Genomic DNA, 19,304 nt, shown 5'->3' with positions numbered 1-19,304 from the left:
GCAAGCCCATTGCGCGGTCCCGGCGCTAGCATGCGATCGCAGGACTTGCCCTGCCAGGAGCCCATCATGAACGAACCCCGCCGCGTCGAGCACCAGCAGACCGACAAGGGCTACGTGCCGGTCTACACGACCGCCGTGGTGGAGCAGCCGGCCGACTATCCGGCCGCCGACCACGACACCTGGGGCAAGCTGTACGAACGCCAGCGCCAGCTGCTGGTCGGGCGGGCCTGCAATGAATTCCTGCAGGCACAGGACGCGATGGGCATGACCCCGGACCGCATCCCGCGCTTTGACGAGCTCAACCGGGTGCTGAAGGCGACCACCGGCTGGACCCTGATCGGCGTCGAGGGCCTGCTGCCGGAACTGGACTTCTTCGATCACCTGGCCAACCAGCGTTTCCCGGTCACCTGGTGGATTCGCCGCCCCGATCAGATCGACTACATCGCCGAACCGGATCTGTTCCACGATCTGTTCGGCCACGTGCCGCTGCTGATGAATCCCGTCTTCGCCGACTACATGCAGGCGTACGGCAAGGGCGGGGTGAAAGCGCACGGCATCGATCCGGAGGCACTGGTCCACCTGACCCGGCTGTACTGGTACACGGTGGAATTCGGCCTGATCAACACGCCTGACGGCCTGCGCATCTACGGTGCCGGCATCGTCTCGTCGAAGGGCGAATCGCTGTACTCGCTGGAATCGCCGGCGCCCAACCGGATCGGTTTCGATCTGGAGCGGCTGATGCGCACCCGCTACCGCATCGATACCTACCAGAAGACCTACTTCGTCATCGACAGCTTCGAGCAGCTGATGAACGCCACCGCGCCGGACTTCACCCCGATCTACGCGCGCCTGGCCGACCAGGAGGCCATTCCGGCCGGCGACGTGCGCGAGGGCGACCGGGTGTTCACCCGTGGCACCGGCGAAGGCTGGCTGACCGACGGCGACGTCTGACCCGGACTCCCGGTTCGCTGTAGGAGCGACGTCAGTCGCGACCACATCACCAGGTCCATCATCTGTCTCCAACGCCCGGTTGGCTTCATGGCCATCGAGGGGGAGCCGGTTGCCCGGACATTCCGGTCGCGACTGACGTCGCTCCTACAGGGCGGGGACCCTAGAATGCGCGCATGACGCATCTACCTCGCGCCAGGCTGGCGCTGGCCCTTCTCGTCGCCTTGCCGGCGGCCGCGCAGGACACCGCGCGCACCCTGGACCGTGTCACCGTGCAGGCCGCTCGCCTGGAGGGTGTCTCGGCGTTCGACACACCAGCCTCGCTCGATCTGATCGATCTGCGCGAGGACGCCGCCACCGCCGGGGTAAACCTGTCCGAGCGCCTGGGCGGCGTGCCCGGACTGCTCGCGCGTGACCGGCAGAACTACGCGCAGGACACCCAGTTGTCGATCCGCGGTTTCGGCGCGCGCGCGACCTTCGGGGTACGCGGGGTGCGGCTGTATGCCGACGGCATTCCGGCCACGCTGCCGGACGGGCAAGGCCAGCTGTCGCATTTCAACCTGATGGGTGCCGAACGGGTGGAAGTGCTGCGCGGTCCGTTCTCGGCGCTGTACGGCAATTCCTCCGGCGGAGTGGTGCAGTTGTCCAGCGCGCGCGGCGAAGCGCCAGGCGAACTTCGGGTGCGGGGCTCGGTGGGCAGCCATGCGACCCGCACGCTGGGCGCGCAATGGTCAGGCGCGCAGGGCGGGGTGCACTACAACCTCGCGGCCAGCATTTTCGACACCGACGGCTACCGGGATCACAGCGCGGCGCGGCGCGAGTCGTTCAACGGCAAGCTGGGTTTCGATCTGGTAGGCGAGGGCACGCTGGATCTGGTATTCAACCATTTCGATTCGCCGCGCGCGCAGGATCCGCTCGGCCTGACCCGGGCACAGTGGCGCGCGGACCCGGCGCAGGCGATCGCCGCCGCGCACCAGTTCAACACCCGCAAGTCGGTGCGCCAGGATCAGCTCGGGCTGGTGCTGGATCAACCGCTGGCCACCGGTCATCGCCTGCGCGCGACGGCCTATGCCGGCAGCCGCGATGTCGAACAGTTCCTGCCGCTTCCCGTCGGTGCGCAGGGCAATCCGCTCAACAGCGGCGGCGTCATCGATCTGGGCAATGACCAGGCCGGCATCGACGCGCGCTGGTCGTGGCAGGGCGAACTGGCCGCGCGGCCGTTCGAGGCCACCGTGGGCGTGAATGCGGACCGCCAGCGCCAGCACCGGCGCGGTTACGAGAATTTCATCGATGCGGAGTGGGGCGTGCGGGGCCGGCCGCGTCGCGACGAACGCAACCGGGTGGAGAACGTGGACCAGTATGCGCAGGCGTGGTGGCGCTTCGCCGATCGCTGGTCGCTGCTCGCCGGCGCGCGCCACAGCGCGGTGCGGTTCGCCTCGCGCGATCATTACGTCACCGCCACCAACCCCGATGACAGCGGTCGCGTGCGCTATGTCGAGACCACTCCGGTCGCGGGCGTGATGTTCGATGCCGGCGCCGACTGGCGCCTGTACCTGTCGAGCGGACGTGGTTTCGAGACCCCGACCTTCAACGAACTCGGCTATCGCGCCGATGGCGGTGCCGGGTTGGCGCTGGACCTGCGTCCGGCGATCAGCCGGCACTGGGAACTGGGCAGCAAATGGCGCTGGTCCGCCGGCGACCTGGCGTTCGCGCTGTTCCGCGCCGACACCGACGACGAGTTGTCGGTCGCCAGCAACCTGGGCGGGCGCAGCACCTACCGCAACGTGGGGCGTGCGCGACGGCAAGGCGCGGAGGCGAGCATGCGCGCGTCGTTCGGCGAACACTGGCAATGGCAGGCCGCCTGGACCTGGCTGGATGCCGAGTTCCGCGACGGCTTCCTGACCTGCGCACGCAGCGGTTGCGCCGTGCCGGACACGCCGGTGAAGGCGGGCGCGACGATTCCCGGTATCGCGCGCCAGCAGTTCTTCGGCCGGCTTGAATGGCGTTCGGAGAACTGGAGCGCGGCCGCCGAAGCCGTCGCCCAGGATCGGGTGGGCGTGAACGATATCGGCAGCGAGCAGGCCCCGGGCTACGCATTGCTGCACCTGGAAGCCGCGCGCCGCTGGCGATTCGGCGACGATATGCTGCGCGCGTTCCTGCGCGTGGACAACGCGCTGGACCAGCGTTATGCCGGATCGGTGATCGTCAACGAAGGCAACGGCCGTTACTACGAGCCCGGACCCGACCGTGGATTCCTGCTGGGCCTGGAGTGGCGCAGGATGCCCTGACGCCCCTCAGGCATCCGAAGGCGGCGGGCCGACCCGGCGGAAGTACGCCTCCAGGCCATGCTCGGGATCGTCGGCGAAGATCTCGCCGGTCTCATCCAGTTGAAGGATGCGGTCGGGACGGAAGTTGCGAAAATCGCGGCGGAAACGGCACCAGGCCCCGAGCGTCCAGCTGCCGCCCCAGAACGCCAGGCACAGCGGCTCGATGTCGCGCCCGGTTTCCTCGCCGGAATGATCGGCGTAGCGGAACCGCAGCACGCGGCGCTGCTCGATGGCTTCGTGCAGGCGATCCAGCAGGCCGGTGGATTCGAAGCGGTCCTTCAGTTCCGGCGCATAGATGCGGGTGCGCTGCGCACGCGCCTGCAGATCCGGCGGCAACACCGCCTGTATTTTCAGCAGTGCCGAGCGCGCGCCGACGGACAGGCGCTTGCCGCCGAACGCACGGACGAAGCGCGTGCCGACCACCAGGGCTTCGAGTTCGTCGGCGTTGAACATCAGCGGAGGAATGTCCGCGCCCTTGCGCAGCAGATAACCGATGCCGGCCTCGCCTTCGATCGGCACGCCGGACAATTGCAGGTCGGCGACATCGCGATAGACCGTTCGCAGCGAGACCGCCAGGGTCTCGGCGAGGGTACGGGCGGGCAGGGCGGTGCGGCGTCCACGCAGGGCATGGATGATCAGGAACAGGCGGTCGGCGCGGCGCATGTCGGCATCATCCCTTGCCGGCGCCGGGGGACGCAAAGGGACGCGCGCATCTCACGCCTCCCCGCCGGGACGCGGGTCGCGCCCCATCCGCGAACGCGCGGTGGGCGCCAGCCGCAGCAACTCGGTGCGATGCGGCTGCGCGCCGATCCGCCAGGCGGCCTGGAGCTGGCGATCGCAGCGTTCGTGGGTGGCTTCGTCGGCGAACTGCAGGAGACAGGCGAACACGTGCTCGCCCTCGCGCACCGGCAGGGCGGCGTAGTCGTTCGGCGCGGCGCTGCTCACCAGCGTGCCAAGCACGCGCGCCTGCATGTCCTCCAGCCATGGCCGTTGTATCTGTTCGAAATGATCCCGCCACTCCTGGCTCACCGGCGCATCGAAATGGTGCAGGCAGATGACGACGCGGGCCTGCTCCGGCGCGGCCGCGTCCATCGGCGGCGGCGGCGTCGACACCCGCAACGCCGGGCCCGGATGCGCGGGCTGCAGCAGCAGCACGTTGTCCGAATCGATCATCGTCGCGTTGGCGGCATCGCGATTCGCGCGCCAGGCCTGTCCCTGGTAGAACCGCGCCAGTGCCTCCCGCCGCGTCGCCATGTCGGCGAATCCGCGCAACCAGACGAAGCGATCCGGATCGTCCAGATCGCGGAACTGGCCCAGCAGGTGCATCCCGGCCGCTTCCTGGGTTTCGATGAACTCGCGTTCGAACAGGGTGATCAGTTCGTCGCGCCGGCCCGGGTGCAGGGTGTACTGGCGCAGTTCGATCACGCCGGGAACCACGGTGGCGACCGGCGGGACAGCGAGGGGACGGGAAGGGCGGGCCGTCGTGGGGGAGAGGGTATCCAGCATCACGTCACTCCTGGCGCAGGGCATCGACAACGGCGGTGTCCATCTCGATCACCACCGACAGGTATTCCTCGATCAGATCGAGCACGGCCTGGCGCGGTCCCTCGCGCCATTGATCGCTGCCGTAGAAGGCGTCCTGCTCGCGCTGGCGCGCGTCCAGATCCGCGTAGGCACGGATCAACAGGTAGGAAGTGCGGTCGTGCGGGGAAGGCCCGTGCCGGACCACGTCCATCGGCCAGCCGCGCAGCATCGGCATGACCGTGGCAGTGATCAGCCGGTGGAAGTCTTCGCGCGTGCCGGGGCGCAGGCGATAGCTGCGGAACTCGACGGCCCGGGTGGAAACCGGCGCGCTCATGCGGCCTCCCGGCTCAGGTACATGTGCCAGTTGGTTTCCCAGTGGCCGCCACGATCCGGCGAGAACGCCTGCTCCCAGTGCGCGCTGTCCGGCTGGATCTCGTGCCAGCGGAACCGCACCCACACCTCGCGGCCCTTGTGGCGATCGCGGCCATGGAAGGTGCCGACGCCGTTCTCGAATCGGCCGATCACCGGCGGTTCGAGCAGGCCCTGGAGGTTGTTGGCCCAGTACAGGCTCCACTGCCGCTGGAGCGGGTCGTACAGGCGCAGGGTCATGCCGCGATAGCCACCCGACCAGTCGGTGACGAACTCGTCCATGTTGCCGACGCCGCCCAGCACCGGGCCGCACTGCTGGCGCGCCTCGAAGTGTTCCCATTCCTCGCACCCGGCCAACCGCTCCTTCAACCGCACGTTGCGCACCCGCCAGCGGCCGTGCAGGAAATCGAAGTCGTGCCGGCCTTCCGCGGGCAATGGGTGGCCGGGCGACGCCGGATAGACAAGCTGGTCGCCGCTCACCAGGCTACGTCCCAGGCCGGCAACGTAGGCGTGGAAGGCGCGCGGCAGCAGGTCCTGGGCGCGCGCGGTCAGACTCCGGGGGCTCATGCGTATTTCCTCCTGAAAATGGCAGGGGTCCATCCTGATGCGGGGCTGCTGACAACGTGGTGTCAGCAGCCATCGACCTGCCGGAAGTCACGACTTGCGCGATGCCCGTGGCGTCCGCCAGCGGCGGCAGGCAGCATGTCCGCATGCGCGAACGCCTGAAGCTGCTGCTGCAACCCCTCAATCTGTCCGGCGTCCTGACCTGGGCGGCGGTGATGCTGGCGATGCGCGGTGAGACCGGCGGCCTCGACGGCCCGCGCCTGGGTACGCTGCTGGCGTTCCTGGCCGCCTTCCTGCTGCTGGATCAGCCCGGCGTCGGCCGGCGCCTGCGCGATGCGCTGTTGTGGCTGCAACTGCTGCTCGCCTTGCTCATGATCGAACTGGCGCCACGCACCGGAACCGCGCCGGTCCTGCTGGTGGTGGTCGCCGCGCAACTGGCGATGACCTGGCGCCCGCTGCATGCGCTGCTGGTGATGCTGGCGGCGAACCTGGTGTTCGGCCTGCTGATGGTCCGTGCCGGGCACGATGCGGCCTGGTTCATGGTCGCCATCTACGGCGGCTTCCAGGCCTTCGCCGCGCTGATCGGCCACTACGCGCGCAGCGCCGAGAACGCCCGCGATCGCCTGGCGCTGGTCAACGCCGATCTGCTCGCCACCCGCGCGTTGCTCGCCGACAGCGCGCGCGACGCCGAACGCCTGCGGGTGGCGCGCGAGCTGCACGATGTCGCCGGGCACAAATTGACCGCGATGAAGCTCAACCTGCGCGCGCTGGCTTCCGATCCCGCGCTGGCCGGACGTCCGCAGGTGCGCTTGAGCGAGCAGCTGGCCAGCGAACTGCTGGAGGACATCCGCAACGTGGTCCAGGCGCTGCGCGATTCGCGCGGGCTGGATCTGGAAACCGCGCTGCGCGCATTGGCCGCGCCGTTGCCGCAGCTTCGCATGCAGCTGAACATTGGCGAGGACGCGGTGATCCGGGATCCACAGCTGGCCGAGACCGTGCTGCGGATCGTGCAGGAAGCCATGACCAACGCGGCCCGCCATGCCGGCGCGGCGACGTTGTGGGTCGAACTGCGACGCGAGGGTTCGCGGCTGTGGCTGCGGATCGCCGATGATGGCCAGGCACCAGCGCTGCTGCGCGAAGGCAACGGGCTGGCCGGCATCCGCGAACGGGTGGCCGCGGTCGGCGGGGATCTGCACATCGGCCGCGGCCTGGCCGGCAACCTGGAACTGACCGTGGAGTTTTCTCATGAGTGATATGTCCGGATCCGCGATCGTGCGGGTCGCGCTGGCCGACGATCAGGCCCTGGTCCGCGCCGGCCTGCGCGCGTTGCTCGACGGGCCGGACGGAATCCGGGTGGCGTTCGAGGCCGAGGGCGGCGCGGAATTGCTCGAGCGGCTCGCCGATAGCCCGGTGGACGTGATCCTCAGCGACATCCGCATGCCCGGCGTGGACGGCATCGACGCGCTGCTGCGACTGCGCGCGCGCGGTGACCGGACACCGGTGCTGCTGCTGACCACCTTCGATGACGGCGACCTGCTGCTGCGCGCGGCCGAAGCCGGCGCACAGGGATTCCTGCTCAAGGACGCGGCGCCGGAAGACCTGCGCGCCGCCATCCGCCGGGTCGCCGCCGGCGACACCCTGCTGCAGCCGGTCGCCACCGATCCGGTGCGCGCGCGCTACCGGTTCCACGACGAGAGTCCGTCAAGCGATCGTTTCAGCGAGCGCGAAGTCGCGATCCTGCGCCTGCTCGCCGGTGGCTACTCCAACAAGGAAATCGCGCGCACGCTGTTCCTCGCCGAAGGCACGGTGAAGAACTACGTCTCCAACATCCTCGACAAACTCGGCACCCGCGACCGCACCCGCGCCGTGCTCAAGGCAATCACGCTGCGGATCATCTGATCGATTTCCCCCTGTAGGAGCGACGTAAGTCGCGACCTTTTCGTATGGGGATGGATGACGGTCGCGACTTACGTCGCTCCTACAAGAGCAGCGTCCCTCGCACTCAGGTCAACACCAGCACCGCCAACCCCGCCGCCAGCGCGGCCAGCAATCCAGCCGCGACGCGCACCCCGTAGGCGGCTCCGCCACTGATCCAGGCGATCACCGATTTGGTCGCCAGGCTCGCGCCCAGCAGCGCCAGCATCAGCCAGCGCGCCTCGATGTCGCTCAGGCCGCCGCGGGCGAACTGGTTGGCCAGCGTCGCCACCGCCGCGTGCAATTCGGCGGTCGCCGAGATCACCGCCGCGGCCATCGCGCCACGCGGCCCGATCCATGCCGCCAGCGCGGCCGACACGAAGATCAGCACGGCCACCACCAGCGCGAATCCGAGCGCCTGTCCGAACCGGAACATCCGGCTTTCCGCGGTCGGCGGCGCGGCGGGATCGTCGCGTCCCGCGCGCAGGCCCAGCAGGCCGCCGGCCAGCAACACCGCGCCGATCGCGGCCAGCTCGGGCCACAGGTCGATGACCAGCGGCGGCGACACCGCCCACAGGATCGGCACGCACAGACTCAACGACGCCAGGTTGGAGAGCAGTGCCGCGGCCACCGTCGAGGACAGCAGCGCGGGGGTTTCCCGCGCCCGCTGGCCGAAACCGATCACCGCCGCGGTGGAGGACACATAGCCGGCGAAGAATCCCGCCGCGGCCAGGCCCCAGCGGTTCCCGATCAGGCGCAGCGCGACATGGCCGAGCGCGCTGACCGCCATCACCAGCACCACCAGCTTCCACAGGGTCGCCAGGTTGATGGCCTGGAACGGACCGATCGCCTCGTCCGGCAGGATCGGCAGGATCACCAGCGCCGAGGCCAGCAGCAGCAGGCCGTCGAACACCTCGCGTTCGCTCAGCACCTGGCGGGTCAACCGGTGCAGAGGCTCCTTGGCGTACAGAAGCAGTGCCGCGACCACCGCCAGTCCGGTCGCCAGCGGCGGCGACTGCATCGCCAGCGCACCCAGCAGGGCGGTCAGGAGCAGGGCGACCTCGCTGGTCAGGCCGGCATCGTGGTCGCGCGTGCCCAGATAAGCCAGGGCGGCCAGGACCACCACCCCGGCCAGCATCACCAGCAGCACCGGCAGGCCAAGCTGGGCGGCGACCGCCGCGCCCAGTGCGGTCAGGGCGTGGGTGCGCAGGCCGGCGATGGCGCGCGCCTCTCCCCCGGCGCGCTCGCGGACCAGGCCGATCAGCAGGCCCAGGCCCAGCGCCGAAGACAGGGAAAGCCATACCGCCGGGGGGGTCGGAATCAAGGTGTGCCCTCGGGATCCATGAAATTGGTCTTGCATTGGTCCGCAATGTCCGGACAATGCGCGGTTCTTCCGCCCGCCATCCTGCCATGCCCACGCCCACCGCCCATACCGTTTCCCTCAGCCGCTACCTGATCGAGGAACAGCGCGCCGGCCGCATCGACGCCGAACTGCGCCAGCTGATCGCGGTGGTCGCGCGGGCCTGCACCAGCATCTCCATCGCGGTCAGCAAGGGCGCGCTGGGCGGGGTGCTTGGCGACGCCGGCACCGGCAACATCCAGGGCGAGGCGCAGAAGAAGCTGGACGTGCTGAGCAACGACATCCTGCTGGAGGCCAATGCCTGGGGCGGCCACCTGGCGGCCTGCGCCTCCGAGGAAATGGAGCACAGCCAGCCGATCCCGGACGCCTATCCGCGCGGCGGCTTCCTGCTGCTGTTCGATCCGCTGGACGGCAGTTCCAACATCGACGTCAACGTCTCGGTCGGCACCATCTTCTCGGTCCTGCGCAGCCCCGAGGGCGTGAGCCGGCCGGGCGACGAGCATTTCCTCCAGCCGGGACGCCGGCAGGTCGCCGCCGGCTACTGCATCTACGGGCCCAGCACGATGCTGGTGCTGACCACCGGCCACGGCACCCACGCCTTCACCCTGGACCGGGAACAGGGCGCGTTCGTCCTGACCCAGCGCGACATGCGCATCCCGGAGGACACCCGCGAGTTCGCCATCAACGTCTCCAACCAGCGTCACTGGGAGCCGGCGATGCAGGCTTACGTGACCGACCTCCTGGCCGGCAAGGAAGGCCCGCGCGGCAAGGATTTCAACATGCGCTGGATCGCCAGCATGGTCGCCGACGTGCATCGCATCCTGACCCGCGGCGGCATCTTCATCTATCCCTGGGATCGCAAGGAACCCGGCAAACCGGGCAAGCTGCGCCTGATGTACGAGGCCAATCCGATGGGCATGCTGGTCGAGCAGGCCGGCGGCGCGGCCAGCACCGGGCGCGAATCCATCCTCGATCTGCAACCCGACCACCTGCACCAGCGCGTGCCGGTGTTCCTGGGCTCGCGCAACGAGGTGGAAGCGGCCGCGCGGTATCACCTCGAAGCCCGCTGATCCCGGCCCTTGTAGGAGNATTCTCATGGTCGCGACTTACGTCGCTCCTACAAGACCCGACAGCAACTCAGAACAGCTCCCCCTGCGGCGAGGGCGGCCGCGGTGGCACGAACTTGCGCACATCCAGTCCCTGGTGCCTGCGCCGATCGAAACCCAGTCGCCGATAGGCCAGGCCGAAGCGGCGCGCCAGCAGCTCCGCATACACCCCGTCACCGCTGAATCGCTTGCCGAAGCGGGCGTCGTAGTCCTTGCCGCCGCGCAGTTGCTGGATGGTGCTCATCACGTGTTCGGCGCGCTGCGGCAGGTGGGTCTGCAACCAGTCGCGGAACAGGGGCGACACCTCGTGCGGCAGGCGCAGCAGCACGTAGCCGGCGGAATCGGCGCCCGCATCCCGCGCCGCCTCCAGCACCGCTTCCAGCTCCGCATCGTTCACCCAGGGGATCACCGGCGCGAACATCACCCCGACCGGAATGCCGGCCTCGCTCAGCCGGCGGACGGCGCGCAGGCGCGAATGCGGCGCCGACGCCCGTGGCTCCAGCCGCGCGGACAGGTGGTTGTCCAGGGTGGTGATCGAGAAATACACCTGCACCAGGTGTTCGCGCGCCATCGGCGCCAACAGATTCAGATCGCGCTCGACCAGCGCATTCTTGGTGATCAGCGAGAACGGATGCCGGGTTTCGGCCAGCACCTCGATGATGCGCCGGGTCAGACCCAGTTTCCGCTCGGTCGGCTGGTAGGCGTCGGTATTGATGCCCAGCGCGATCGGGCTGCACCGGTAGCCCGGCTTCGCCAGCTCCTTGCGCAGCAGTTCCGGCGCGTTGGTCTTGGCGAAGATCCGGGTCTCGAAGTCCAGGCCGGGCGACAGGTCCAGATAGGCGTGGCTCGGCCGGGCAAAGCAGTACGAGCAACCATGCTCGCAGCCCCGGTAGGGATTGAGCGATTGCTGGAACGGAATGTCCGGCGACTGGTTGCGGCTGATGATGCTGCGTGCGCGCTCCTCGGTCACCCGGGTCGCCGGCGAGGACGCGATCTCGTCCTCGCGATCCCGTTCGTGCCAACCGTCGTCCTCGGCCTGCGCCGTGGTCACGGCGAACCGGCCGGGCAGGTGTCCCGTGGAACCGCGGCCTTTGATCATCTCGCCCATCCATGCAGGTTACGCCGCCGGCGTCTCAGCGGCGGCGACACCGCATGGGCAACACCGCATAGAATCCCGCCATGCTGGAAACCTTGCACACCTGGTGGGATGCCTTCCTGTCCATCCCGCACTTGAACCGCTGGCTCACGGCGGCCTGGCTGCTCTACCTGATCCCGCTGTGCGGCTGGATCGTGTTGCAGAAGCGCGAGCCGGTCGCCACCCTCAGCTGGGTGCTGTCGCTGTCGCTGCTGCCCTATGTCGGCTACCTGATCTACTTCCTGCTGGGGCCGCAGAAGATCAAGCGCCAGCAGCTGCGCCGGCACCAGTCACGCACGGGAATGGATACCTACGAGACGTTCTGCCCGGTCGATGAGGGCTGCACCGAACTGGCGATGCTGGCCCAGACCACCACCGGCCTGCCGCCGTCCACCGCCACCTCGGTGCAGTTGCTGGTGGACGGCTCGGCGACCTACGAAGCCATCCTGGACGCGGTCCGCCAGGCCACCAACCACATCCATCTGGAGTACTACATCTACAACCCGGATCGCTGCGGCCAGCGCCTGCTGGAAGCGTTGATCGCCAAGGCGCGGGAAGGGGTGAAGGTGCGGCTGCTGCTGGACGCGGTCGGCTCCTCGCAGGTGGGTCGGCGCTTCCTCCAGCCGCTGCACGAGGCCGGCGGCGAGAGCGCCTGGTTCCACCCGACCCGGTTCCGGCCATTCACCCGTCCCTGGGTCAACCTGCGCACCCACCGCAAGATCGTGGTGGTCGACGGCCGCATCGCCTTCACCGGCGGCATCAACATCACCGACGAGGAAGACGAATCGCTGCGCCCCGATGCCTACCGGGATCTGCACCTGCGGATGGAAGGCGACGTGGTGCGCAGCGTGCAGCAGGTGTTCGTCGAGGATTGGGTGTACGCCACCGGCCAGAAGCGCAAGGACTTCCAGGGCACGCGCCTGTGGCATGCGACCGACAACGGCATCGAGGGCGGCATCGCGGCGCAGACCCTGGTATCGGGACCGGATTCGTCCTGGGAGCCGATCCACCGCACCTACGTGTCCGCCATCCACGAAGCGAAGTCGCGGGTATGGCTGGTGACGCCCTATTTCGTCCCGGGCGAGGCGGCGCGGATGGCGTTGACCTCGGCGGCGCTGGGCGGACTGGACGTGCGCCTGCTGGTGCCGCGGATGAGCGACTCACGGCTGGTCACCTACGCCGCGCGTTCCTATTTCGATGAACTGCTGGCCGCCGGCGTGAAGGTCTACGAATACGGGCCGCGCATGATGCACAGCAAGGCGCTGCTATGCGACGACAACCTGGCCCTGATCGGCAGCGCCAACTTCGATCACCGCAGCTTCCGGCTGAATTTCGAGATCTCGATGCTGTTCCGCGACCGCGGCCTGGCCGGCCAGCTGGCGCAGTTGCTGGAGGGTGAATTCGCATCCTCGAGGCCGGTCAGCCCGGAGCGTCGGCGGTCATTGTGGCGGCACCGCCTGCCGGAGGCGCTGGCGCGACTGACCTCCCCGCTGTTGTGATCCGCAACGCTTCACGCCGTCGCCGGGCGTTGTAAACTCCCGCCATCCAGGGGAGGGACGGTCATGCACTGGCTCTATCTATTGTTCGCCGCCGGCGCGCTGGTGCTGTCCATGCGCACCACCTCCACCGCATTGATGGTGGTCGGCCTGATCGCGTCGCTGGGCCTGTTCGTCGCATGGATCGTCGGCTGGTACGCCGCACGGATGGGCGACAGCCAGCGCGACGAATCGCACATGATCGACCCCACCGAACTGCGTCGCCTGCGCGAACTGGCCGAGGCGCGCAAGCAGGGCACGGTGCCGCCGCCGGGACCACCACCGCTGTGAGAGGCGAACCTTGTTCCGCAGGGAAGCCGGCATGAGCCTCCTGAGCGTCAACGTCAACAAGATCGCGGTGCTGCGCAATTCGCGCGGCGGCAGCGAGCCGGATGTCGTGCGCGCCGCCCGCGCCTGCCTGTATGCCGGCGCGCATGGCATCACCGTGCATCCGCGGCCCGACCAGCGCCACATCCGCGCCGATGATGTCCACGGACTGGCCGAGCTGACCCGCGAAAGCCAGGTGGAGCTCAACCTAGAAGGCAACCCGTTCGCGCCGCCGCGCGAGGGCTATCCGGGTTTCCTGGCCCTGTGCGAACAGGCGCGTCCGGCCCAGGCGACCCTGGTTCCCGACAGCGACGGTCAGATCACTTCCGACCACGGTTTCGATTTCGATCGTGACGGCGAGCGCCTGCGGCCGCTCGTCGCCGAGCTGAAATCCTACGGCTGCCGCGTGAGCGTGTTCGTCGACGCCGGTTGTTCTTCCCTGGAAAAGGCGGCCGCCATCGGCGCCGACCGCATCGAGATCTATACCGGTCCGTTCGCCGAGGCAATGGCCGCCGGCGACGCGGAGGCGGAACTGGCGCACTGCATCCAGACGGCGCGCCTGGCGCGCTCGCTGGGCATGGGAGTCAATGCCGGCCACGATCTCAGCCAGGCCAACCTGCAGGAATTCCTGGAAGCCGTGCCCGGCGTGCTCGAGGTTTCCATCGGCCACGCCCTGATCGGCGAGGCGCTGTACGCGGGCCTGCACCGCACGGTTCAGAACTACCTGGCCATCCTCGAATCGGTACGCGCGGCACAGGCGAACCACTGAGGTTCGCCTGGCCGTTTCACGGCAACCGCCCGCGAATCAGCGCTCGCCGCGCCAGGACACCTGCTCGATCCCGCTGGCACGGACTTCGGCCAGGGCGGTAACCACCTGCTGATAGTCCGCATCGGGCGAAGCACTCAGGGTCAGCACCGTCTTCGGGTCGCTGCGCAGCGCATCGTCCAGGCGCACGCGCAGATCCCGCGCCGAAAGCGGACGATCGTCCAGCCGCAACGTGCCATCGGCGGCGACATCCAGACTGAGGATGCTGGGTTTGTCGGGCGAGGGCGTATCTCTACCCTGTGGCAGGGACAGGTCCAGTGGCCGCGAGAGCAGCGGAGCCGTCACCATGAAGATGATCAGCAGGACCAGCATGACATCGACCAACGGGGTGACATTCATCTCCGCCAGGGCGGAGGGACGTGCGGTTGCGGAGAAAGCCATGGCGTACTCCTTTCGCGTCGGATCGACTCCACGCTACGCCTGCCTGTTGCCTCCTGGCAAGAGGGGAGAAAAGTCCCGTAGGAGCGACGTCAGTCGCGACCGTGAAGCTTGGTTGGTTGTGGAGCCAACCCATGCGGGCGAAAGGACGCCGTGAGCAGATGCTGGATTCCGGTCGCGACTGACGTCGCTCCTACAAGGACTAACTTCGGCGGGGAACGGCCAAAAAAAACGCCGCCCGAAGGCGGCGTTCAACAGGTTTGCGTCTATGCGTATTACTGCACGAAGCCGATTTTCTGCATCTGAGCGTTCTTGGCCGCGGCCAGTACTTTCGCCATCACGTCGTACTGGGCGTCCGGGTTCGCGTCGATGCGCAGTTCCGGCTGGTTGGTCGGATCACGCTGGATCTCCTGCTCCATGCGCTGCTGCAGATCGCGCACGTTGACAGGCGAGTTGTTCCAGTAAACCGAGCCACCCGCATCGATACGCAGATCGATCGGTGGCGGCGGTTCCTTCAACTGCGGCGGCGGGTTGATCACACGCTGCGGCAGGGCGACGTCGATCGGGTAGGTCATGATCGGCGCGGTCACGATGAAGATGATCAACAGCACCAGCATCACGTCCACAAGGGGCGTGACGTTGATGTCGGCCATGGGGCCCTTGCTTCCACCACTACTGAATGCCATGGCTTACTGACCCTTCTCTTTGGTAGCGACGTAGCCGATATCCAGCATGCCCTGGCCCTGCGCGATCTTCGTCACCTCGGTGATCGTGCGCATCTTGGTGGTGCGATCACCACGCAGATTGAGCTTGGGCTGCGGCTGCAGCTGCGCCGTACTGGACAGACGCGACTCAAGGATTTCCTTGCCGATCTTCTCGTCGTTCCAATACAGCGAGCCATCCTCCTTCACCGAGATGGTGATCGGCGGAACCGGCGGAGCCTGCTTGTCCTTGTCGTCCTGCACGAGATTGGCCTCGGGCAGTTCGATCTTCACCTTATGCGACATCAGCGGCGCGGTGATGATGAAGATGATCAGCAGCACCAACATCACGTCCACGAGGGGCGTGACGTTGATCTCGGCCATCGGGCCACTGCTATTACCACTACTGAAAGCCATTTTCGGGCTCCGTCAATGCTAGTCGATGTGCGTGGGACTGCTGTTGCCTGGGCCTTAGCGGACGCGCGAGCCGGTGGCGAAGAAGTCGTGCAGATCGTGGGCGAACGTATCGAACTTGGAGATGGTCGAGCTGTTCGTCTTGCTGAAGAAGTTGTAGGCGAACACGGCCGGGATGGCGACGAACAGACCGATGGCGGTCATGATCAGCGCTTCACCCACCGGGCCGGCAACGGCGTCGATCGAAGCCTGGCCGGTGGCGCCGATGCGGATCAGGGCGCCGTAGATGCCCCACACCGTACCCAGCAGACCCACGAACGGGGCGGTCGCACCGACGGTGGCGAGCAGGGTCATGCCGCTCTGGAGCTTGGCGCTCTCGCGGGTGACGGCCTGGCGCAGGGCGCGGTCGACGAACTCGGAACGGCTCAGGGCTTCACCCAGACCGGCGCTGGAACCTTCGGCGCGCTGGTGGTGGGCGGCGGCCTGGGCTGCGTCCAGGGCAATCTTGGAGAACGGCTCGTTCTTCGGCTGTTCTTCCATCAGGCGGATGGCGTCCTGCGCGTTCGGGGTTTCCCAGAAGGTGCTGACGACGCGGTCGGCCTGGCCCTTCAGGCGCACGCTCTTGAGCGAGTTGATGACGGTCCAGTACCAGGACATGGCCGACATCGCGACCAGGATGAGCAGCACTGCCCAGGAGACGGCGTACTCGCCGGGCTTTTGCACCATTTCGGTGATCAGGTGCTCGAAGCCCATGTTGGTGAGGGCACTCGCGGCGTTGTTGCCCCCGGCTGCGGCGGCGATGATGGTTTCCTGCAGCATGACGCTTACCTTTATTTAAGAGTGTTGATTGAGGGTGTTGCGGGTGACGAAACGGATGGAGTAACTCGCGAGGGGCGGCCGATCAGCCGCCCATCTTGAAGTCGACCGGGACGCGGACGCGGCCGGCGGCCTTCTGGCCGTTGACGACGGACGGATTGAAGCGCCACTTGCGGGCGGCTTCCATCGCCGCGCGGTCCAGGTCGCGGTTGCGGCTGGACTTCTCGACGGAGACGTTGGTGACGTTGCCACTGGCGTCCACGTCGATGATCAGGATGACCGTGCCTTCGATGCCGGCGCGGGCGGCCGACGGCGGGTAGCGCGGCGGGTTCATGTTCTTGGACGAGATGTCCACGCTGGCGCCGATGTCGGCGACCGGAGCCGGCGGCGCCGGGGGAGCCGGCGGCTGGTAGACGTCGGTCGGACGCGGCTCGGACACTTCGACCGGCGGCGCTTCCGGCGGCGGTGGCAGCGGAGTCTGCTTCGGCGGCGCCAGGTTCTTGACCGGCGGCGGAGGCGTGTCCTGCTTGGGCGGCGGCGGCGGCGGCGGCGGCGGGGGAGGCGGTGCGTCAACGATCACCACGGAGGTACGTTGCGTTTCTTCCTTTTCCGCCGGCGGAGCCACAGCCGGAATGAGGAGCAGCAGCAGCGCGGCCGCGTGCAACGCGATCACGAAGGCAATGCCGATGATCCGGGGCCAGTTGAGGCTCTTGTCCTCTTCCTCTTCCCGATACCTATTGATGACCAGTTGTTCAGCCATGCGCCAATGAACTCAAGGTTGGTGCGGGACGCCGCAACGTCCGCGTCGTATTGGTTTCCCCCCACCTGACTTTTGGCAGGGGGAACTCTCAGCTTATACCATTCCGTGGTGCCAAAACCATCGTTTTTTCGATGTTTCTGGCCGTCGGTTTATTGGTTTCCCGTTAGGGCAGGGCCAGGATTTTCTTGGCGTCCTCGGGCTTCTTCAGACCCTTGTCCAGTGCGGACTTGGCGGCCTGCTTGGCCTCCGGGATCCGGTTTTCCTGCCACAGCACGCGCGCCAGGTTCAGGTAGGTTTCGCCGTTGGGCGACTGCGGCGCGGCCTTCTTCCAGGCCTCGATGGCCTGCGGGATCTGCTCGGAGTAGTAGTACGACTGGGCCAGCGCCAACTGGGTCTGATAGTCGTCCTTCAGGACGCCTTTCTGCAGGCCTTCGTTGATGACGGCGATGACGTCCTTTTCGCGGCCGTCCATGTTCGCGTACATGCTGTACAGCTGGCGATACTCGCGATCGTCGGTGAGCTGGCCGGAAGCGCGCAGCTTCTCCAGCACGCCGGCGGCCTGGTCGGTCTTGTCGGCCTGCAGGTAGACCGAGGCCAGGTTCATCTGCGCCTTCTTGTCGGTCGGGCTCTTGGCGGCCAGCTGTTCGGCGAGCTTGACGGCGGCGTCGTTCTGGCCGGCTTCGGCATAGCTGGCCATCAGGATCTGCAGCCATTCGTTCTTCGGTTCCGGCGAGCCTTCCACAGCCTGCTTCAGGAACGGAATCGCGTCGGCGTAGCGCTCGGCGCGATACAGGATGTTGCCCTTGACCACCAGTTCCTCGGGCTTCTGCGACTTGGTCTCGGCGAAGAACTTGTCCATCGTCGCCAGCGCTTCGTTGAACTGGTCGTCCTGCATCTGCAGCTGGGCCAGGAAGAACATCGTCTGGTAGTGGTTGTTGTTGTCCAGGCCGTTGAACTCCAGGACCTTGTTCGCGTAGTCCTTGGCCAGCTTGGAATCATCCTTGCCGTAGGCGGCCTGCGCACCGATCTGCGCGGCGACCGACTTGTCGTAGGCGTTGGCCTTGTCGCTGGCGATGATCTCGTTGACGAGCGTCATCGTCTCGTCTTCGTTGTTTTCCTTCTCGTAGGCCTTGAACAGCTTGTTGAGCTGGTTCTGCATCTTGGCCGACGCCTTTTCCTTCGGCTCCTGGCGGGTCGCCTCGGGATACCTGATCTCGACCTTTTCCTTCTTCTGCCGGCGCATCGAACTGCTGTCATCGCGGTTCATCTGGGCAACGGCATCGGCGGCAACCCCTGCGCCCAGCAGGCCGATGATGGCGAAGGAAAGCAGGGCGTGTCTGGACTTGCGATGCAGCATGGGGGTCACCTCAAAGCGGACGGCAGAAGTCTATCGGGGGCGGTCGGATCCTTCCGGGGCCGGAAAAGCTATCAGAAACTTCGGTGAAACAGGTAAGGTTTTTGTTGCTGCAGGGCAGCAATACCCTGGCGTTCTCAGCCGCAGCGGGGGATGTTTCCGGCCTTGCGGGCAGCTTCGTAGGTGGGGACCAGCGCCGGGGCATCGCGCTGGAGTTCGCGGATGCGGTTGGTCGGGTCCGGGTGGGTGGACAGCCACTGCGGCGGCCTTCCGCCGCCTGCGGCCATCATGTTTTCCCACAGATTGACCGCCTGGCGGGGGTCGAAGCCGGCCTGGGCCATCAGCCGCTGGCCGACCACGTCCGCCTCGCTTTCCTGGGTGCGGGAATTGGGCAGCAGGATCAGGCCCTGCGCGCCCAGGCTGCCGAACTGGCTGACCGCGTCCATGCCGGTCTGGCCGTATTTGGCGCCGGCCAGCGCGCCAAGGATGCTCAGGCCCGTCTGGGTGCCCATCTGGCGCGTGATGCGCTCCTCGTGGTGGCGACTGATGACATGGCCGATTTCATGCCCCAGCACCGCGGCGAGCTGGTCCTGGTTCCTGGCGACCGTGAAGATGCCGGTGTTCACCCCGACCTTGCCGCCCGGCAGGGCGAAGGCATTGGGTTCCTTGTCGACGAATACCGCCGTTTCCCACGCGACCGAGCGCTGCGCGGGCGGCAGCTGGCGCACCAGCGCGTTGACCACGCAGGTGACGTAGGCGTTCTGTTTCGCGTCGCGGTTGGCGGGTTCCTTGGCCTTGGTCTCGGCGAAGGCCTGGGCGCCCAGCTGGTCCAGCTGCTGCTGCGAAATGCCGCCCACCACCTGGGTGCGGCCGGTGGGCGAGGTGGTGGTGGCGCAGGCGACCAGCAAAGTCGCGACGGCGGCGGCGAGCAACCAGGGTTTCATGG

At 67.4% G+C, this 19,304-nt stretch carries 21 protein-coding genes; 8 read left to right on the top strand and 13 right to left on the bottom strand.

The annotated features are described in order from the left end of the window. Positions 1–66: 66 nt before the first annotated feature. Positions 67–951, top strand: a complete 885-nt coding sequence (phhA, locus tag ACTJI2_RS16010) for a phenylalanine 4-monooxygenase (protein ID WP_440842699.1) — start codon at positions 67–69, stop codon at positions 949–951. A 173-nt stretch (positions 952–1,124) separates the two neighbouring features. Further along, entirely contained in the window at positions 1,125–3,236 is a 2,112-nt protein-coding gene (locus ACTJI2_RS16005; RefSeq protein WP_440842698.1) for a TonB-dependent receptor family protein, read from the top strand. A gap of 6 nt (positions 3,237–3,242) precedes the next feature. Here ACTJI2_RS16005 and ACTJI2_RS16000 read toward each other — a convergent pair whose 3' ends face one another. From ACTJI2_RS16000 to ACTJI2_RS15985, 4 genes are read right to left on the bottom strand one after another with little or no spacing between them, the layout of a single operon-like run. Then, the gene (locus ACTJI2_RS16000) at positions 3,243–3,938 is read right to left on the bottom strand and encodes a helix-turn-helix transcriptional regulator (protein WP_183639877.1); all 696 of its coding nucleotides are present in this window, start codon (positions 3,936–3,938) and stop codon (positions 3,243–3,245) included. Positions 3,939–3,989: 51 nt separating this feature from the next. Next, on the bottom strand, positions 3,990–4,781 hold the full coding sequence (locus ACTJI2_RS15995) for an NIPSNAP family protein (protein WP_440842697.1): 792 nt from the start codon (positions 4,779–4,781) through the stop codon (positions 3,990–3,992). Positions 4,782–4,785: 4 nt separating this feature from the next. Continuing rightward, positions 4,786–5,133, bottom strand: a complete 348-nt coding sequence (locus ACTJI2_RS15990) for an NIPSNAP family protein (protein ID WP_192198270.1) — start codon at positions 5,131–5,133, stop codon at positions 4,786–4,788. Then, positions 5,130–5,735, bottom strand: coding sequence for a hypothetical protein (locus ACTJI2_RS15985; protein WP_203322049.1), 606 nt, complete (start codon positions 5,733–5,735; stop codon positions 5,130–5,132). The genes ACTJI2_RS15990 and ACTJI2_RS15985 overlap by 4 nt, the downstream gene beginning before the upstream one ends. Before the next feature lie 101 nt (positions 5,736–5,836). On the opposite strand from ACTJI2_RS15985, the gene ACTJI2_RS15980 reads away from it, so the two are divergent. Next, entirely contained in the window at positions 5,837–6,985 is a 1,149-nt protein-coding gene (locus ACTJI2_RS15980; RefSeq protein WP_440842696.1) for a sensor histidine kinase, read from the top strand. A gap of 1 nt (position 6,986) precedes the next feature. Next, complete coding sequence (locus ACTJI2_RS15975) at positions 6,987–7,631, top strand: response regulator (protein ID WP_440842714.1); 645 nt, start codon at positions 6,987–6,989, stop codon at positions 7,629–7,631. 103 nt (positions 7,632–7,734) lie between these two features. Here the strand turns inward: ACTJI2_RS15975 and ACTJI2_RS15970 are convergent, their stop codons facing one another. Continuing rightward, positions 7,735–8,970: an MgtC/SapB family protein gene (locus tag ACTJI2_RS15970; protein ID WP_440842695.1), complete on the bottom strand. Its 1,236-nt coding sequence runs from the start codon at positions 8,968–8,970 to the stop codon at positions 7,735–7,737. A gap of 86 nt (positions 8,971–9,056) precedes the next feature. On the opposite strand from ACTJI2_RS15970, the gene ACTJI2_RS15965 reads away from it, so the two are divergent. Next, positions 9,057–10,076, top strand: a complete 1,020-nt coding sequence (locus ACTJI2_RS15965) for a class 1 fructose-bisphosphatase (RefSeq protein ID WP_440842694.1) — start codon at positions 9,057–9,059, stop codon at positions 10,074–10,076. Between the two features lie 67 nt (positions 10,077–10,143). Here ACTJI2_RS15965 and ACTJI2_RS15960 read toward each other — a convergent pair whose 3' ends face one another. After that, the gene (locus tag ACTJI2_RS15960; protein ID WP_440842693.1) at positions 10,144–11,220 is read right to left on the bottom strand and encodes a PA0069 family radical SAM protein; all 1,077 of its coding nucleotides are present in this window, start codon (positions 11,218–11,220) and stop codon (positions 10,144–10,146) included. Positions 11,221–11,291: 71 nt separating this feature from the next. On the opposite strand from ACTJI2_RS15960, the gene cls reads away from it, so the two are divergent. From cls to ACTJI2_RS15945, 3 genes are all read left to right on the top strand, one after another. Further along, positions 11,292–12,746: a cardiolipin synthase gene (gene cls, locus ACTJI2_RS15955; protein ID WP_440842692.1), complete on the top strand. Its 1,455-nt coding sequence runs from the start codon at positions 11,292–11,294 to the stop codon at positions 12,744–12,746. A gap of 63 nt (positions 12,747–12,809) precedes the next feature. Further along, the gene (locus ACTJI2_RS15950; RefSeq protein WP_183639865.1) at positions 12,810–13,073 is read left to right on the top strand and encodes a hypothetical protein; all 264 of its coding nucleotides are present in this window, start codon (positions 12,810–12,812) and stop codon (positions 13,071–13,073) included. Positions 13,074–13,104: 31 nt separating this feature from the next. After that, positions 13,105–13,878: a pyridoxine 5'-phosphate synthase gene (locus ACTJI2_RS15945; RefSeq protein WP_440842691.1), complete on the top strand. Its 774-nt coding sequence runs from the start codon at positions 13,105–13,107 to the stop codon at positions 13,876–13,878. Between the two features lie 36 nt (positions 13,879–13,914). Here the strand turns inward: ACTJI2_RS15945 and ACTJI2_RS15940 are convergent, their stop codons facing one another. The 7 genes from ACTJI2_RS15940 to ACTJI2_RS15910 form a co-directional block, all read right to left on the bottom strand. Further along, the gene (locus ACTJI2_RS15940) at positions 13,915–14,316 is read right to left on the bottom strand and encodes an ExbD/TolR family protein (RefSeq protein ID WP_183639861.1); all 402 of its coding nucleotides are present in this window, start codon (positions 14,314–14,316) and stop codon (positions 13,915–13,917) included. A 272-nt stretch (positions 14,317–14,588) separates the two neighbouring features. After that, positions 14,589–14,999: an ExbD/TolR family protein gene (locus ACTJI2_RS15935; protein ID WP_183639859.1), complete on the bottom strand. Its 411-nt coding sequence runs from the start codon at positions 14,997–14,999 to the stop codon at positions 14,589–14,591. A gap of 3 nt (positions 15,000–15,002) precedes the next feature. Beyond that, a complete protein-coding gene (locus ACTJI2_RS15930) occupies positions 15,003–15,431 on the bottom strand; it encodes an ExbD/TolR family protein (protein WP_440842690.1) in 429 nt (142 codons plus the stop codon). Between the two features lie 54 nt (positions 15,432–15,485). After that, complete coding sequence (gene exbB / locus ACTJI2_RS15925; protein WP_141454935.1) at positions 15,486–16,247, bottom strand: TonB-system energizer ExbB; 762 nt, start codon at positions 16,245–16,247, stop codon at positions 15,486–15,488. An 82-nt stretch (positions 16,248–16,329) separates the two neighbouring features. Further along, positions 16,330–17,004 (bottom strand): energy transducer TonB, encoded by a 675-nt coding sequence (locus ACTJI2_RS15920; protein ID WP_183639854.1) that lies wholly within the window; start codon positions 17,002–17,004, stop codon positions 16,330–16,332. Between the two features lie 163 nt (positions 17,005–17,167). Next, positions 17,168–18,361 carry a tetratricopeptide repeat protein gene (locus tag ACTJI2_RS15915; RefSeq protein WP_440842689.1) on the bottom strand — a complete coding sequence of 398 codons (1,194 nt, stop codon included), beginning with the start codon at positions 18,359–18,361 and terminating at the stop codon, positions 17,168–17,170. Between the two features lie 134 nt (positions 18,362–18,495). Further along, entirely contained in the window at positions 18,496–19,302 is an 807-nt protein-coding gene (locus ACTJI2_RS15910) for a M48 family metallopeptidase (protein WP_203322053.1), read from the bottom strand. Between the last annotated feature and the right edge of the window lie 2 nt (positions 19,303–19,304).

This window comes from Pseudoxanthomonas sp. 22568 (assembly GCF_052044485.1).
GTDB lineage: Bacteria > Pseudomonadota > Gammaproteobacteria > Xanthomonadales > Xanthomonadaceae > Pseudoxanthomonas_A > Pseudoxanthomonas_A beigongshangi.
Note: the sequence above shows the minus strand (reverse complement) of the source record. Positions and strands in the feature narration are given on the sequence as shown.

Excerpts from the sequence above, each read along its gene's own strand:
- ACTJI2_RS15990 (WP_192198270.1), bottom strand. The coding sequence starts at position 5,133 with ATGAGCGCGCCGGTTTCCACCCGGGCCGTCGAGTTCCGCAGCTATCGC.
- ACTJI2_RS16000 (WP_183639877.1), bottom strand. The coding sequence starts at position 3,938 with ATGCGCCGCGCCGACCGCCTGTTCCTGATCATCCATGCCCTGCGTGGA.
- ACTJI2_RS15915 (WP_440842689.1), bottom strand. The coding sequence starts at position 18,361 with ATGCTGCATCGCAAGTCCAGACACGCCCTGCTTTCCTTCGCCATCATC.
- exbB (WP_141454935.1), bottom strand. The coding sequence starts at position 16,247 with ATGCTGCAGGAAACCATCATCGCCGCCGCAGCCGGGGGCAACAACGCC.
- ACTJI2_RS15965 (WP_440842694.1), top strand. The coding sequence starts at position 9,057 with ATGCCCACGCCCACCGCCCATACCGTTTCCCTCAGCCGCTACCTGATC.
- phhA (WP_440842699.1), top strand. The coding sequence starts at position 67 with ATGAACGAACCCCGCCGCGTCGAGCACCAGCAGACCGACAAGGGCTAC.
- ACTJI2_RS15975 (WP_440842714.1), top strand. The coding sequence starts at position 6,987 with ATGTCCGGATCCGCGATCGTGCGGGTCGCGCTGGCCGACGATCAGGCC.
- cls (WP_440842692.1), top strand. The coding sequence starts at position 11,292 with ATGCTGGAAACCTTGCACACCTGGTGGGATGCCTTCCTGTCCATCCCG.
- ACTJI2_RS16005 (WP_440842698.1), top strand. The coding sequence starts at position 1,125 with ATGACGCATCTACCTCGCGCCAGGCTGGCGCTGGCCCTTCTCGTCGCC.
- ACTJI2_RS15940 (WP_183639861.1), bottom strand. The coding sequence starts at position 14,316 with ATGGCTTTCTCCGCAACCGCACGTCCCTCCGCCCTGGCGGAGATGAAT.
- ACTJI2_RS15910 (WP_203322053.1), bottom strand. The coding sequence starts at position 19,302 with ATGAAACCCTGGTTGCTCGCCGCCGCCGTCGCGACTTTGCTGGTCGCC.
- ACTJI2_RS15995 (WP_440842697.1), bottom strand. The coding sequence starts at position 4,781 with ATGCTGGATACCCTCTCCCCCACGACGGCCCGCCCTTCCCGTCCCCTC.
- ACTJI2_RS15935 (WP_183639859.1), bottom strand. The coding sequence starts at position 14,999 with ATGGCATTCAGTAGTGGTGGAAGCAAGGGCCCCATGGCCGACATCAAC.
- ACTJI2_RS15950 (WP_183639865.1), top strand. The coding sequence starts at position 12,810 with ATGCACTGGCTCTATCTATTGTTCGCCGCCGGCGCGCTGGTGCTGTCC.
- ACTJI2_RS15930 (WP_440842690.1), bottom strand. The coding sequence starts at position 15,431 with ATGGCTTTCAGTAGTGGTAATAGCAGTGGCCCGATGGCCGAGATCAAC.
- ACTJI2_RS15985 (WP_203322049.1), bottom strand. The coding sequence starts at position 5,735 with ATGAGCCCCCGGAGTCTGACCGCGCGCGCCCAGGACCTGCTGCCGCGC.
- ACTJI2_RS15980 (WP_440842696.1), top strand. The coding sequence starts at position 5,837 with ATGCCCGTGGCGTCCGCCAGCGGCGGCAGGCAGCATGTCCGCATGCGC.
- ACTJI2_RS15945 (WP_440842691.1), top strand. The coding sequence starts at position 13,105 with ATGAGCCTCCTGAGCGTCAACGTCAACAAGATCGCGGTGCTGCGCAAT.
- ACTJI2_RS15960 (WP_440842693.1), bottom strand. The coding sequence starts at position 11,220 with ATGGGCGAGATGATCAAAGGCCGCGGTTCCACGGGACACCTGCCCGGC.
- ACTJI2_RS15920 (WP_183639854.1), bottom strand. The coding sequence starts at position 17,004 with ATGGCTGAACAACTGGTCATCAATAGGTATCGGGAAGAGGAAGAGGAC.